A 12,477-nucleotide genomic window follows, 5' to 3' on the forward strand; every position below is an offset into this window, starting at 1 on the left:
ACTATTAATGAATAAAGTACCGCATTATATCATTCCAAGTTACTAAAATCATTAGAATTGCTAGACAGGCAAAGCCCACTAGCGTAATTGCCGTTTCGACGTTTTCTGACAGCGGTTTTCGTCTGATTAATTCAATCAAATTGAGCAAAATTTTGCCCCCGTCAAGGGCCGGAATCGGAATCAAGTTCACCACTGCTAAGTTAATCGAAAGCCAAGCCAGTAACGAAACCACCCCAACTAAACCATAGGTCGTGGCCTGCGAGGTGCTGGCATAAATTGCCACTGGTCCCCCAAGGTCATTGAGAGAAAAATGACCGGAAACCATCCGCCATAACGCGGCCCCGAGTTGCTTCGTACTCTGCCAAGTTTGGCTAAAGCCCGACGTCAACTTAGCGGTGAAACTGGAATCTAGGGACTTCGTTACGCCAATCATCCCAACCGTTCGTTTCTGGACCTTTTGACTCGTTGTTTTCAGACTCACTTGCCGCTTACGCCCATGGTCAACCACCGTCAAGCGAATGCGCTGGTTCGGTTTAGCACTCACCCGTTCGGCCACCGCATTAAAGGTTGGAGTGGACTGGCCATCAACAGCGATAATCCGATCTCCACTTTGTAAGCCGGCTTGGCGCGCCACACTTGGTTGGTGCGCGGGTAACTGAATTTGGTTCGAGTTTTGGGGAACGCCTCCCTGTAAAAAGGAAAGTAGCGTAAAGGCCACAATGGCCAGCAAGATGTTATTAACAATTCCAGCGGCATTCACCATTAGTTTCTTGCTAACGGGTGCATTTTGAAACTGAACGTCAGCCGGGGCAATCTGTAACTCGATGCCTTCCCGGTTAACAATCACGGCGTCGTGATTAACCCGAAAGTGCTTTAATTCACTTTCATCGCCATTTTCGTATCCCGTAATTTCAAGGTCATTAACCAAGTCTGCATTAGTTACTTGGACTGGAATGCCCTGAAATAAATTACTTTTATCACTTAGATCAATCTTTGTAACTTGTTGTTGTTGGTTCAGTTGTAACTTGACCGTGGTGCCTGGTTTCAAATCCTCATCGTCATCATCACCACTACCCGCTAACCGGACGTAACCCCCCAGAGGAAGTAAGCGAATGGTATAGGTAGTGTGATTCTTTCGGTAGAACAAGAGCTTCGGTCCCATTCCAATCGAAAACTCACGCACCATGATTCCAGCCCGTTTCGCCACAATAAAGTGCCCAAACTCGTGGACAAAGACCAAAATTCCAAAAACAATGATAAAACTAATAATTGTGGTTACCAAAGAACCACCTCCCTTTCACCTAAACGATTCCTAAGAGATGGAGAACCGGTAAAACAAACAAAAGACTGTCAAACCGATCAAGAATGCCACCGTGTCCTGGTAAAATTTTCCCGGAGTCCTTTACTCCGTAGTACCGTTTCAAAGCTGATTCAACCAAATCACCCAGTTGCCCTGCTACAGATAGAATGACGGTTAACCCAATCATGGGGATTAACCCTGCGGGACTAACGGGGAAGAAGGTCACGTAGATCGAACAAACAACCGTCGCAATCACCACGCCCCCAACGGAGCCTTCCCAGGTTTTGTTGGGCGAAACGTACTTAGCCAGCTTATGCTTACCAAAGTATTTCCCCACAAAGTACGCACCGGTATCGGTACACCACACAATTAACAACGCATAAAAAAGGACCGCCAATCCATCATGACGAGCAACGACAAAATAATGAAATCCAAATCCAATGTAAAGCATTGCGAGGGTGTAAACTCCGGCATCATCAAAGTTAAAACTCTTGTGAAAGAAAACGGTACACAGAAGCAATAACAGGACGAGCCCATAAAATGCAACGCTCGGCGTCAGGTAGGCGGGTAATAGACCTGTCGCTAGGTTCGGTAACACCAGCGCCGCCACCCCGATAAAGGCAATCAGGGCTTCCACCGAAATAATAATCTGTTTCTTCATAATGAAAATTTCTGCCATTGCTACCAATGCCAGCGCAACTGCAGCGAGTTCAATCAGCCAGCCGCCCATTAAAATAATGGGAATAAAGATTGCGAGGGCTACGATTGCGGTAATAATTCTTTGTTTCATCTCAGTTATTCTCCTACTTATTGTTCAGACCACCAAAGCGGCGGTGGCGCTGTTGAAATGCCATGATTTCAGCCCGAAAATCAGCTGGCGTAAAATCTGGCCAGAGTTTATCCGTAAAGGCCAGCTCGCTGTATGCTAGCTGCCACAGTAAAAAGTTCGAGAGCCGTTCTTCGCCACTGGTTCGAATCAACAGCTCTGGATCAGCCTCGTTCCCTAAAAAGGCGGTGTGCAAATGCTCACTAAGCACCTGTTCGTCAATAGCCGTCGGATCAAGGTCGCCGGCCTGCACTTCAGTTGCAATTCGTTGGGCAGCCGTCGTGATTTCAGCCCGCGACCCGTAATTAAGGGCAAAGTTGAGAATCATCCCGTCACACGCCGCCGTATCTTGCTGAGCCCGTTCCACTGCCCGCTGTGTTTCGACCGGCAGTTGCGAACTGTCCCCAATGGTACGAACTTGAACGTTATTGGCAATCAGGTTGGGAACAAACTTATTAAAAAACAGGCTGGGTAAGCTCATTAAGTATTTAACCTCGGTCGTGGGGCGCTTCCAGTTTTCGGTCGAGAAAGCATACAAGGTTAGCACCCGCACCCCCAAATCACTGGCAGCCACGGTGATGTCTTCAACGACATTCATCCCCCGTTTATGTCCAGCAATTCGCGGTAAATGGCGGCGTTGCGCCCACCGGCCGTTCCCGTCCATGATGATCGCCACGTGTTTGGGAACGCGCTCGCGATCTACTTCATTCATTTCCATTAATTGACCTCACTCCATAAAGTAAAGAAAGGATGAGCACCCTCACCCTTTTACTTAATTAATTTCCATTCTCCTAGTCCCGCCGTTAACAGTCGTTCAAAGTACTGGAGTAACTCGTTGGCAACTTGCGGATCCCGAAAACCCAGTTGGTTTAAACCGTGACCTGTGGCCTCTGGCTCGGTTAAATCCGTCACTTCATTGTCATTTTCAATCGTAGCTTGTGAAAAGCACAGGACCCAGTCCTTACCGACTAATTGAGCCCCTACCAAAAACAAGTTGAAATCCGGTTGCAACAAAACTGGTAAGACGTAAACCCCCGGTTGAATCTCGGTTAAGGTTTCGTCCTTAAACTTAAACGCAGTTTGATTAGCAGCTGTAATCGGACCTGCTAATTTAAACACCATTTTATCAAACTCTGGCGTGCCCGGCGTGATGTCTTGCTCTGCCATGATGATCCCGCTCCTTAGTCGTTTAAAATAGAAGCTTGTTTGTCTTTTACAATCTGGTCAATGCCTTTAATCGCCGTATCAGTTAGTTTTTGAATCTGATCTTCGACCTGGTGGGCCTCATCGTCATTAATTTCATCTGCCTTATTGGCTTGTTTAATGGCGTCCATGCTTTCCCGGCGCACGTTTCGAACTGCAACCTTGCTTTGTTCTCCCGTGGCCTTAGCTTTTTTGGCAATTTCTTGTCGCCGTTCTTCCGTGAGTTGCGGAATCTGAATCCGGATGTTATCCCCGTCATTCATTGGATTTAAGCCTAGATCAGCCTCTAAAATTCCCTTTTCAATGTTTTCAAGGGCAGTTTTATCGTAAGGGGTGACCATAATCATCCGTGGTTCTGGAACAGAAACGGACGCCACCTGAACCAGCGGCGTCTGGGCACCATAGTAGTCCACCACAACCGGTTTTAGGATGTTAGCGTTGGCCCGGCCGGCCCGCATTTGCCCGAGATCATTTTCTAACACTGATTGGGCCTTGTCCATTTTACGTTTTGTTTCTTGCGTTAGTTCTTTAGTATTCATCGTGTTTATTTTCCTTCCACAATTGTTCCAATGTTTTGGCCTTCAACGACTCGTTTAATGTTACCAGGCTCATTTAAATTGAACACTACCAACGGAATGTCATTGTCCATTGACAGCGAACTGGCCGTCGAATCCATTACCTGCAAGCCCTTGTTCAAAATTTCCATTTGCGTTAACTTCGCAAACTTTTCGGCACTTGGGTTCGTATTGGGGTCAGCCGAATAAATCCCATCTACCCCATTCTTAGCCATTAGAATGGCATCGGCATCAATTTCAGCCGCCCGCAAGACCGCGGTCGTATCAGTAGAAAAGTATGGATTTCCCGTTCCTCCAGAGAAAATTACGACCCGCCCTTTTTCCAAATGACGCACAGCCTTCCGGCGAATATATGGTTCTGCAATCTGACGCATTTCAATCGACGTTTGGAGCCGGGTAGGAACCCCCGCTGACTCCAGATTATCCTGCAAAGCAAGTCCGTTCATGATGGTGGACAGCATCCCAATGTAATCGGCTTGGGCGCGTTCCATTCCCATCTCGGCGCCGGCTTCGCCACGCCACATGTTCCCGCCACCAACGACAATTGCAATTTGAATGCCTTGATTATAGACATCGCGAATTTCTTCGGCAATTTTTTTGATTACGGGTGGATTAATTCCAAAACCTTTCGAACCAGCTAACGCCTCTCCGCTTAGTTTTAAAACAATCCGTTTATATTTCACATCAGCCATTAAATTTCCCCCTGAAAGCATTAATTGTTACGTTAATTTTAGCATAAATGACCAGCTAACAACAGGCTCATTCAGCGCAGAAAAAAAGACCAGCAACGAATTGCTAGTCCCTTCTCGTTAATTATTCAGCTGCGCCTTCACTAACTTCTTCGATTCCTTCACCAACTTGGTAACGAACGAAGGCTGCTAACTTACCGTCGTTGGCTTCCACGTATTGAGCCACCGTTTGGTCTTGGTCCTTTACAAATGGTTGGTCAGCTAAACAAATGCCAGCCAAGAATTTGTGTAAACGACCAGCAACCATCTTTTCGACAATGCTTTCTGGCTTACCTTCATTTAAGGCTTCCTTCTTCAACTCTTCCTTTTCGTGGTCCAAGCGGTCCGCCGAAATGTCAGCTTGAGTTAAGAATTCTGGGTTTTCAGCTGCCACATGCATGGAAACGTCTTTTGCTACCGTTTCGTTTCCACCATCAATCTTGACGAGCACTCCAATTTCCCCACCGTTGTGTAGGTACTTTCCAAAGTTTTGGTCAGCCGTCTTCGTCATCGTGGCAAACCGCCGTAGGGTAATCTTTTCTCCCGTGATTTGACTCGTGTGAATAATCGCATCTTCAACCGTGTCGTTACCTAATGATAACTTCAAAGCAGCTTCAACATCAGCTGGTTGTTCTAAAGCAATTACACTGGCCACGGCATCAACGAGGTCTTTGAAGTCGTCGTTGGCAGCCACAAAGTCCGTTTCCGAGTTAACTTCAACAATGGCAGCCTTGTCACCATCAATGGCAACTTGGGTTAATCCATTAGCAGCCGTGTTGCCACTCTTCTTCTGGGCTTTAGCAACCCCTTTTTCGCGTAAAATCTCAATTGCCTTTTGTTCGTCACCGTCGGCTTCAACTAGGGCTTTCTTTGCGTCCATCATTCCGGCACTAGTCTTGTCACGTAAATCCTTTACTTGTTTAGCAGTAATATCAGCCATAATCTGATTCTCCTTCTTATTTAGTGGTTAAAAAAGCTGACTCGTCTAGGCCGAGGTGGTCTAAGCAGAGTCAGCCAGGTAATTAATTATTCTTCGTTGTCAGCAGCTGCTTCTTCGTCACTTTGTTCTTCGAAGGAGGCTTCGCTAACATCATCTTCACCTTGACGACCTTCAATGATTGCGTCAGCCATCGTTGAAGTAATCAACCGGATTGCCCGAATGGCGTCATCATTAGAAGGAATTACGTAGTCGATTCCATCTGGATCAGTATTAGTATCAACCATCGCAATTACTGGAATGTTTAACTTTTGCGCTTCTTTCAAAGCAATTTGTTCTTTGTGAGGATCCACAATGAACATTACGTCTGGAACCTTTGGCATGTCTTCGATTCCGCCCAAGAAACGTTCCAACTTTTCCGTTTGTTTAACTAATAATGAAGCTTCCTTCTTTGGTAACCGTTCGAACGTACCGTCGGTGGCCATCTTCTTCAGATCCTTCAAGTACTTGATCCGTTTTTGGATGGTATTCCAGTTCGTTAAGGTTCCCCCTAACCAACGGTGGTTAACGTAGAAAGCACCAGACCGTTTTGCTTCTTCTTCAACGGAATCTTGGGCTTGTTTCTTAGTTCCTACGAATAAAACAACCGCATCGTCAGCAGCAGAATCCTTCATGAAGTTGTAAGCAACCCCTAAAAGTTTCACCGTCTTTTGCAAGTCGATGATGTAAATTCCGTTCCGTTCCGTAAAGATGTACTTAGCCATCTTCGGATCCCAACGACGAGTTTGGTGTCCAAAGTGAACCCCAGCTTCTAATAATTGTTTCATTGTTACTACAGCCATAATCAGCCTCCATTAAAATAGTTTTTTCCTCCCCAAAATTATACCTGGGACTCAGTGAGCACTACCAAGCAAAACCTCTTGGGTGTGTATTAGTAATTTAATACCGATGTATAGTATACAAGCTTTCCTGCTAAAACGCAACCCAAGTTATCTAGAGCCGCCACTGCTGCGGAGAAATCCCTTGGTTTTGCAAAAAGGCCTCCTTTTGCAACCGTGATTGGTGCTTAAAGGAATATTCCGCTTGCAACGCCGTATGGCGATCTGGATACTCGGCCGCAAATAATAACGAAACGGGGCGATGGGCCTTGGTATACTTCGCGCCTTTTCCAGCTTGATGGGTCGCTAAGCGCTTGGCGACATCAGTGGTAAATCCTCCGTAAAATGACCCATCATTGCACAACAAGACGTAAAAATAAAAGTGGTTAGTTTCCATATAAAAGCTTCCTTACTGCTGGCGTATAGTGGTCCTGATCGTACACAATTAGTGGTGGTTGCACCTTTAACCCAGCGACCTGACCATCCTTGCGGGCTGCAATCAAAACCATGTTGGCGTCCCGGTTTGCCCGCGGATAGACAAACTGCAACTGCTTAGGGGCTAACCGCTGACTTTTTAAGGTGGTTAAAATCTCTAAGAGCCGGTCCGGGCGGTGTACCATAAAGAGTTTCCCCCCTGGTTTCAGTAACTCGCTAGCCGTCGATACAACTTCGCCCAGGTTAGTTTTTAACTCGTGGCGAGCAATTGCAAGGTACTCATTCGGATTTTTCCGGCTGGTCGCTTGGACAGGAAAGTACGGTGGGTTAACGGTGACGGTATCAACCGTTTCTTTGGCAAAAAATTGTAAACTTTGGTTTAAATCCGCATGTTGAACGTGCACCTGGTTTTCTAATTGATTTAACTGGACACTGCGACGCGCCATGTCACACAAACGAGCCTGAATTTCAATTTCCGTAATTTGCCCCCGCGTTTTGGGACTCAAAAACAACCCAACGGCACCGTTCCCAGCGCACAAATCCACAATCTGAGTTTTTGCGCTTTGCTTAACCTGGGCAAAATTAGCAAGGAGCACTGCATCCAATGAGAAGGAAAAGACCTCATCACTTTGAATGATTTGAATGTGGTTTTGATACAGTTGATCAATTCGTTCTCCCGGTTGGAGTTCGACGTGCTTCATGAATTTTCTCCTTTGCAAAACTCGGTCGGCGCATAAATGGTATACTGTTAGATGTTAATTTTACCTCTCAAAAGAAAGGATGAGAAGATTGTTTTATACAGTGGCCTTCTCGATCATTAAATGGATCATTCTGATTTTCAACGGCAAACCGGAACTCAAGAATCAACAACGCATCCCGGCTGGCAACTACGTTCTGATTGCCCCCCACCGCACCTGGTTTGACATGCTCTACTTTGGTGCATTTCTGCTACCAAAGCATTTTTATTTCATCGCGAAAAAGGAGCTGTTCAAAAACCCGATTGTAGCTTGGGGACTACGTAAGTGTAACGTTGAACCAGTCGATCGTGCCAATCCCGGGATTTCCGTCGTTAAAAAACCGGTTAAGGTCCTGAAGAAAACTGACCTGTCGGTGTTAATTTTCCCCTCCGGAACTAGACACTCGACCAAGTTAAAGGGAGGGGCCGCCCTCATTGCCAAGATGGCGCAGGTGCCCATGCTTCCCGTTGTGTACCAAGGACCGTTAACCCTGAAAGAGGTCTTTTTACGCCAGCGGGCACACATTAATTTTGGCGAACCAATCTACGTTCCTAAATCAAACAAACTGACCGATGCTGATCAGGAAGCGGTGGAAGCACAAATGGCCGCAGCCTTTGCCGCCCTTGATCGCGAACTTAATCCGAATTATGTTGACCACGACGCCACGAAAAAAACCACTACATCATAGTGGTTTTTTTATTAGCTTATTTAGCATTTCGTTTCATTGCAATCATCATTTGGTTCAGTTTCTTCTTAGAAGGTTTCTGTCCCATTTGCAACATCATGGCCTTGAGCTGTTCCTCGTTAATTGGCGGGTTATCCTTGAGGTACTTTTCCATGTACTTCCGAGCTAAGAAGAACCCAGCTACTGCTCCAGCGACGAGGGCTAAAATAATTAATAAAATCCAAATCCAGGCTGCCATTAGCAACGCCCTCCTTTCTGTCCTATTTAGTCATCCCGTAAATTCTTTTTCCGTTGTACTTCTTTAACGGGTTCAGGAGTTACTTCATTACCATCCTTATCATACAACTGCGTCATTTCTAACTGCGTTTTAAAGTTGGCTTTGAACCGTTTTAAGTACTCTTTACGTAACTTTTCTTGTTCCGCTTTTTCCTCATCAGTTAACCCTTCTGCCTTCGCCTTGTGGGCTAACTCATTAATGCGGGGAATTAGCTGTTTTAACTTTTCATCATCTGCCACGTTTCCCACTCCTTTTTTCTGATTTCCTCCATAATAGCATGAAACTGCTGATAATTAAATAGAAAGCGGGCGAACTAACGTTTGCAAACTTCCCGTTTTATGGTACGCTAACAGCATTGATAGTAAACGAATCTGAGGTGTTCACATGTCTTCTCAAGTCAATACAAAGCAGCAAGAAATTCTCCAATTCATCTACGAAAACGTCCTCGATCACGGTTATCCCCCAACCGTCCGAGAAATTGGCAAGCAAGTCGGTCTTTCTTCAACGTCAACGGTACACGGGCATCTTGCTCGGTTAGAAAAGAAAGGGTACATCGCTAAAAACCCGACTAAACCTCGAGCGCTCGAGATTACCGAGGATGGCATTCGGTCGCTTGGCATACAACCCCACACGACAGAAAATGAAATGCCCCTCTTAGGAACGGTTGCCGCCGGAGAACCAATTTTAGCCGTGCAAGAGGCCACTGACTACTTCCCGATTCCTAACGATTTACGCTATCAACGGGCGGATCTGTTCATGTTAACCATTAGTGGTGAAAGCATGATTAACATCGGCATTTTAGACGGAGATCAGGTAATCGTCAAACGGCAACAAACCGCGGAAAACGGGGAAATCGTGATTGCCATGAACGATGATGGCGAGGCCACTTGCAAGCGTTTCTACAAGGAAAGTGATCACTTCCGGCTCCAACCCGAAAATGACGACATGGCGCCAATTATCCTCACGAACTGTGTGGTCTTGGGCAAGGTCGTCGGTCTGTACCGGGGCGAAATTGACTAACTTGCTTACTAACAAAAAAAGAACCAATCCACTGGATTGGTTCTTTTTTTGTTACGAATTTTCGTGGGCAATTTTAGCGGACGCCGCTCCGGCAACGGCACCCACAATGTCATCAATGAACGTCGTGACCCGGGACTGTTCTTGGTCTAATTCCTTCACAATCCCCTGCTTGTTGGTATCTAAACCACAGTAGTTCGTAATTCCAATCGTCCCGTAGATGTTCGCAATTCCTAACGCCAGCGTTTCATCAACTCCAAACACGCCTAAATCATGTTCCACAATGCTCTGAAGTGGCTCCGAGAGTTGGTGGGTCGTTGCCAAACGGTCGATTTCCATCCCGACCAACGCGTTATTCAACACTTCCCGCTTGTGGAGGACATCAATCACAATCTTATCCACGTATTCCATGCTCGGAATGCTAATAAATTGTTTTTGTAAATTATAGGTCACCTTAGAAATATCGCGAACGGTAACCCCATTTTGATTCAGAAACTCAATCACCTTGTCATAGGCCTGCGTATCTGGATATTTATAATCTCGTTTATCGACCATCGTCACTCTCCTCATCAGTTGGCATCAACGTTACATCATACTTGTTGGGGTAATTTTGGTCCGTCACAATCACACTAATCGGCTTTTGGTCCTGGAGATGTTGTTCAATCACTTCACCGACGTACGCGGCCCCGTTAAAGTCCTCTTTAAAGTCATCGAAGGTGGAAAAGTAATTAATTTCCACCACCGTATCACAGTCACTTCCAGAGGTCGTTAATTGTTCAACGTGAAGCATTCGATTGGTTTTTAACCGGTCTAAGAGCGGTAATGCAAATTCTTGGTAGAACTTTTCCACCCGGGTTAATTCCGTTTCCACGTCATTGGCTTCAGAACTGATGGCTGCTAATTGCTGGGCTTCACTTGGATTTAAGGTTTGGACGTTTTCTAATAGGAAGGTTTGGTCATGCCCATCCAAAGCCGTGGCAATTTCTGCCGTAAACTGATCGTCATCCCCTTGATTTAAGGCATTCGCCAGTTGCTCCGTCGTTTCGACATCGTAATCATTGTAAAGTTGTTTCAAATTCCCCATTTGCTTTAAATAGGCTTTTTGTTCTTCTTTTAATTCGGCTTGAACCTTAGTTAACCGACTTTTCAAATTTTGGTAATAGTTAAATTCTGTAATATCCATGTTTACCATCCTTTCTTTTAGTGAAGGTCCCCCACAATGGTGATCACCATCATCACGGTTGCAAACAAATTATTAATAAAATGGAGGGCAATGGAGGCTTGAATCCGATTAGTTTTCACGTATGCTCGAGCAAGAATCATCCCCATCACGGCGTAGATCAAAAAACTTAACCAGTTCGAACTCGCGTGCCCGGCTGAAAAGACGATTCCACTCGTTATAATCGATAACCACACGGGCGCCCAACTCATTACCCCGCGAATTAGGTAACCCCGAAAAACGAGCTCTTCTAAAATTGGAGTCAAAAAAACAATGCCAATGCTGAATAAAATCAACACCACTGAGTTACTTGACAATAGTCGATAAATAATCTGGTTGTTTTCACTGGCACTGGACAAATGCAGGACCTGCCCCATAATTCCAATTCCGATCTCAGCTGCAAAAATTTCCAACTGGGAGTACCCAATTAGTTTCCAATCCGCTTTGGTTAGCCACCCGCGGGGATTGTTCCAGACATGACGAAAGGCTCGCCAGGCTAACCAAATTGCGCCTAGATACAAGCCAAAGTAAACGACCGCCACGCCAGTTGTCCCTAGCCAATTGAAATGCTTGGCTCGCAGTAACATCACTGGAATCGGCACGATCAGTACTAACCCGCATAAACCAATGAACAGTATAAGTCGGAGCAAAAATTGCCAAACTTCCCTAATCTTCATGTCGTTGGTCATCATCCTTTTCTGGATGGCGCTGCGCCTTGCGCTGTCGCAGGAGCACTACGACCACAATTAATAGTCCCTGTAATCCCACTAAAAGCCCCAGCAACCAAAGTCCGAGACGTAGTTTTCCGGATTCAAAATAACCAATTCCAAGGAGCAGGCCACTTAGTGCCACTGTTATTTCGCATAAACGCTTCATTATTCACCATCACTAATTTTGATTATTAATAGGATACCATAATTTAGCCACCGGCTTCGTCATTTTCTCGAATTTCGTGAGCGTGCTATACTAAGATTATTACAGAAGAAGGAGTTATTTATGGTGATAATTACGGCTGGAATGATTGGCGTGGGAAAGACCACGTTAACGGGTAAGATTGCAGAACACTTGGGGACCAAACCCTTTTACGAACCAGTAGGCGACAATCCCGTGTTACCTTTATACTACAAGAACCCGAAGCAATATGGGTTCTTGCTCCAAATTTATTTTCTTAACAAACGATTTGCCATGATTAAGCGGGCGTTAGCTGACGATAACAACGTGTTGGACCGTTCGATTTATGAGGACGCCCTGTTTACCAAGGAAAACAACGTCGCTGGCAACATTTCTGACGTAGAACTATCCGTCTACCTCACCCTCCTCGATAACATGATGGCAGAACTAAACGACATGCCCAAAAAACGACCCGATTTGCTGGTTTACGCCGATGCGGATTTCCCGACGATTCTCAACCGCATTAAAAAACGGGGCCGGGATTACGAACAGTTCGATGATAATCCAGAATTGGAAGATTACTACCATAAAATGTGGCAAGCATACCAGCAATGGTACGAAGACTATGACGTTAGTCCCAAAATGAAGATTGACTTACAAACTTACGACCTTCAAGATCCGCACAATACCTCCGTTATCTTGAACCAAATTGACGCTAAAATCAAAACCTTATCGAAATAACCGCAAGGGCACAACGACTATACTCGTT

General features: G+C 45.6%; 19 protein-coding genes. 3 read left to right on the forward strand and 16 right to left on the reverse strand.

The window, feature by feature from the left end:
* Positions 1–4 precede the first annotated feature (4 nt).
* The 10 genes from rseP to M3M35_RS01885 all read right to left on the reverse strand — a co-directional run bounded on the left by rseP (position 5) and on the right by M3M35_RS01885 (position 7,583).
* Entirely contained in the window at positions 5–1,282 is a 1,278-nt protein-coding gene (gene rseP / locus M3M35_RS01840; RefSeq protein WP_252750326.1) for an RIP metalloprotease RseP, read from the reverse strand.
* 19 nt (positions 1,283–1,301) lie between these two features.
* The gene (locus M3M35_RS01845) at positions 1,302–2,090 is read right to left on the reverse strand and encodes a phosphatidate cytidylyltransferase (protein WP_252750327.1); all 789 of its coding nucleotides are present in this window, start codon (positions 2,088–2,090) and stop codon (positions 1,302–1,304) included.
* Positions 2,091–2,103: 13 nt separating this feature from the next.
* Entirely contained in the window at positions 2,104–2,844 is a 741-nt protein-coding gene (locus M3M35_RS01850; protein WP_252750328.1) for an isoprenyl transferase, read from the reverse strand.
* A 50-nt stretch (positions 2,845–2,894) separates the two neighbouring features.
* A complete protein-coding gene (locus M3M35_RS01855) occupies positions 2,895–3,293 on the reverse strand; it encodes a hypothetical protein (protein WP_252750329.1) in 399 nt (132 codons plus the stop codon).
* 14 nt (positions 3,294–3,307) lie between these two features.
* A complete protein-coding gene (frr, locus tag M3M35_RS01860) occupies positions 3,308–3,868 on the reverse strand; it encodes a ribosome recycling factor (protein ID WP_252750330.1) in 561 nt (186 codons plus the stop codon).
* 5 nt (positions 3,869–3,873) lie between these two features.
* Complete coding sequence (gene pyrH, locus M3M35_RS01865) at positions 3,874–4,596, reverse strand: UMP kinase (RefSeq protein ID WP_252750331.1); 723 nt, start codon at positions 4,594–4,596, stop codon at positions 3,874–3,876.
* Positions 4,597–4,717: 121 nt separating this feature from the next.
* Positions 4,718–5,575, reverse strand: a complete 858-nt coding sequence (gene tsf / locus M3M35_RS01870; RefSeq protein ID WP_252750671.1) for a translation elongation factor Ts — start codon at positions 5,573–5,575, stop codon at positions 4,718–4,720.
* A gap of 83 nt (positions 5,576–5,658) precedes the next feature.
* Complete coding sequence (gene rpsB / locus M3M35_RS01875) at positions 5,659–6,411, reverse strand: 30S ribosomal protein S2 (protein WP_252750332.1); 753 nt, start codon at positions 6,409–6,411, stop codon at positions 5,659–5,661.
* A gap of 151 nt (positions 6,412–6,562) precedes the next feature.
* Positions 6,563–6,844 carry a GIY-YIG nuclease family protein gene (locus M3M35_RS01880; protein ID WP_252750333.1) on the reverse strand — a complete coding sequence of 94 codons (282 nt, stop codon included), beginning with the start codon at positions 6,842–6,844 and terminating at the stop codon, positions 6,563–6,565.
* The gene (locus M3M35_RS01885; RefSeq protein ID WP_252750334.1) at positions 6,834–7,583 is read right to left on the reverse strand and encodes a tRNA1(Val) (adenine(37)-N6)-methyltransferase; all 750 of its coding nucleotides are present in this window, start codon (positions 7,581–7,583) and stop codon (positions 6,834–6,836) included. The genes M3M35_RS01880 and M3M35_RS01885 overlap by 11 nt, the downstream gene beginning before the upstream one ends.
* A gap of 88 nt (positions 7,584–7,671) precedes the next feature.
* Between M3M35_RS01885 and M3M35_RS01890 the strand changes: the two genes are divergently transcribed.
* Positions 7,672–8,307 (forward strand): lysophospholipid acyltransferase family protein, encoded by a 636-nt coding sequence (locus M3M35_RS01890; protein ID WP_338030046.1) that lies wholly within the window; start codon positions 7,672–7,674, stop codon positions 8,305–8,307.
* A gap of 16 nt (positions 8,308–8,323) precedes the next feature.
* Here the strand turns inward: M3M35_RS01890 and M3M35_RS01895 are convergent, their stop codons facing one another.
* Both M3M35_RS01895 and M3M35_RS01900 read right to left on the reverse strand, forming a co-directional pair.
* Complete coding sequence (locus tag M3M35_RS01895) at positions 8,324–8,542, reverse strand: YneF family protein (protein ID WP_252750336.1); 219 nt, start codon at positions 8,540–8,542, stop codon at positions 8,324–8,326.
* 26 nt (positions 8,543–8,568) lie between these two features.
* Positions 8,569–8,820: a DUF896 domain-containing protein gene (locus M3M35_RS01900; protein ID WP_252750337.1), complete on the reverse strand. Its 252-nt coding sequence runs from the start codon at positions 8,818–8,820 to the stop codon at positions 8,569–8,571.
* A 145-nt stretch (positions 8,821–8,965) separates the two neighbouring features.
* Between M3M35_RS01900 and lexA the strand changes: the two genes are divergently transcribed.
* Positions 8,966–9,601 carry a transcriptional repressor LexA gene (gene lexA / locus M3M35_RS01905; protein ID WP_252750338.1) on the forward strand — a complete coding sequence of 212 codons (636 nt, stop codon included), beginning with the start codon at positions 8,966–8,968 and terminating at the stop codon, positions 9,599–9,601.
* A 51-nt stretch (positions 9,602–9,652) separates the two neighbouring features.
* Here lexA and M3M35_RS01910 read toward each other — a convergent pair whose 3' ends face one another.
* The 4 genes from M3M35_RS01910 to M3M35_RS01925 form a co-directional block, all read right to left on the reverse strand.
* Positions 9,653–10,153 carry a phosphatidylglycerophosphatase A family protein gene (locus M3M35_RS01910; protein ID WP_252750339.1) on the reverse strand — a complete coding sequence of 167 codons (501 nt, stop codon included), beginning with the start codon at positions 10,151–10,153 and terminating at the stop codon, positions 9,653–9,655.
* Complete coding sequence (locus tag M3M35_RS01915) at positions 10,143–10,781, reverse strand: hypothetical protein (RefSeq protein ID WP_252750340.1); 639 nt, start codon at positions 10,779–10,781, stop codon at positions 10,143–10,145. The genes M3M35_RS01910 and M3M35_RS01915 overlap by 11 nt, the downstream gene beginning before the upstream one ends.
* A gap of 17 nt (positions 10,782–10,798) precedes the next feature.
* Positions 10,799–11,419, reverse strand: a complete 621-nt coding sequence (locus M3M35_RS01920; protein ID WP_252750341.1) for a CPBP family intramembrane glutamic endopeptidase — start codon at positions 11,417–11,419, stop codon at positions 10,799–10,801.
* Between the two features lie 64 nt (positions 11,420–11,483).
* Complete coding sequence (locus M3M35_RS01925; protein WP_252750342.1) at positions 11,484–11,693, reverse strand: hypothetical protein; 210 nt, start codon at positions 11,691–11,693, stop codon at positions 11,484–11,486.
* Positions 11,694–11,813: 120 nt separating this feature from the next.
* On the opposite strand from M3M35_RS01925, the gene M3M35_RS01930 reads away from it, so the two are divergent.
* A complete protein-coding gene (locus tag M3M35_RS01930) occupies positions 11,814–12,449 on the forward strand; it encodes a deoxynucleoside kinase (RefSeq protein WP_252750343.1) in 636 nt (211 codons plus the stop codon).
* Positions 12,450–12,477 lie beyond the last annotated feature (28 nt).

The organism is Fructilactobacillus myrtifloralis, assembly GCF_024029335.1.
In the GTDB taxonomy this organism is placed as follows: domain Bacteria; phylum Bacillota; class Bacilli; order Lactobacillales; family Lactobacillaceae; genus Fructilactobacillus; species Fructilactobacillus myrtifloralis.

What these genes read in the sequence shown, in the direction of transcription:
- M3M35_RS01845 (WP_252750327.1), bottom strand. Translation starts at nt 2,090, where the DNA reads ATGAAACAAAGAATTATTACCGCAATCGTAGCCCTCGCAATCTTTATT.
- M3M35_RS01850 (WP_252750328.1), bottom strand. Translation starts at nt 2,844, where the DNA reads ATGGAAATGAATGAAGTAGATCGCGAGCGCGTTCCCAAACACGTGGCG.
- M3M35_RS01855 (WP_252750329.1), bottom strand. Translation starts at nt 3,293, where the DNA reads ATGGCAGAGCAAGACATCACGCCGGGCACGCCAGAGTTTGATAAAATG.
- frr (WP_252750330.1), bottom strand. Translation starts at nt 3,868, where the DNA reads ATGAATACTAAAGAACTAACGCAAGAAACAAAACGTAAAATGGACAAG.
- pyrH (WP_252750331.1), bottom strand. Translation starts at nt 4,596, where the DNA reads ATGGCTGATGTGAAATATAAACGGATTGTTTTAAAACTAAGCGGAGAG.
- rpsB (WP_252750332.1), bottom strand. Translation starts at nt 6,411, where the DNA reads ATGGCTGTAGTAACAATGAAACAATTATTAGAAGCTGGGGTTCACTTT.
- M3M35_RS01880 (WP_252750333.1), bottom strand. Translation starts at nt 6,844, where the DNA reads ATGGAAACTAACCACTTTTATTTTTACGTCTTGTTGTGCAATGATGGG.
- M3M35_RS01885 (WP_252750334.1), bottom strand. Translation starts at nt 7,583, where the DNA reads ATGAAGCACGTCGAACTCCAACCGGGAGAACGAATTGATCAACTGTAT.
- M3M35_RS01895 (WP_252750336.1), bottom strand. Translation starts at nt 8,542, where the DNA reads ATGGCAGCCTGGATTTGGATTTTATTAATTATTTTAGCCCTCGTCGCT.
- lexA (WP_252750338.1), top strand. Translation starts at nt 8,966, where the DNA reads ATGTCTTCTCAAGTCAATACAAAGCAGCAAGAAATTCTCCAATTCATC.
- M3M35_RS01910 (WP_252750339.1), bottom strand. Translation starts at nt 10,153, where the DNA reads ATGGTCGATAAACGAGATTATAAATATCCAGATACGCAGGCCTATGAC.
- M3M35_RS01915 (WP_252750340.1), bottom strand. Translation starts at nt 10,781, where the DNA reads ATGGATATTACAGAATTTAACTATTACCAAAATTTGAAAAGTCGGTTA.
- M3M35_RS01925 (WP_252750342.1), bottom strand. Translation starts at nt 11,693, where the DNA reads ATGAAGCGTTTATGCGAAATAACAGTGGCACTAAGTGGCCTGCTCCTT.
- M3M35_RS01930 (WP_252750343.1), top strand. Translation starts at nt 11,814, where the DNA reads ATGGTGATAATTACGGCTGGAATGATTGGCGTGGGAAAGACCACGTTA.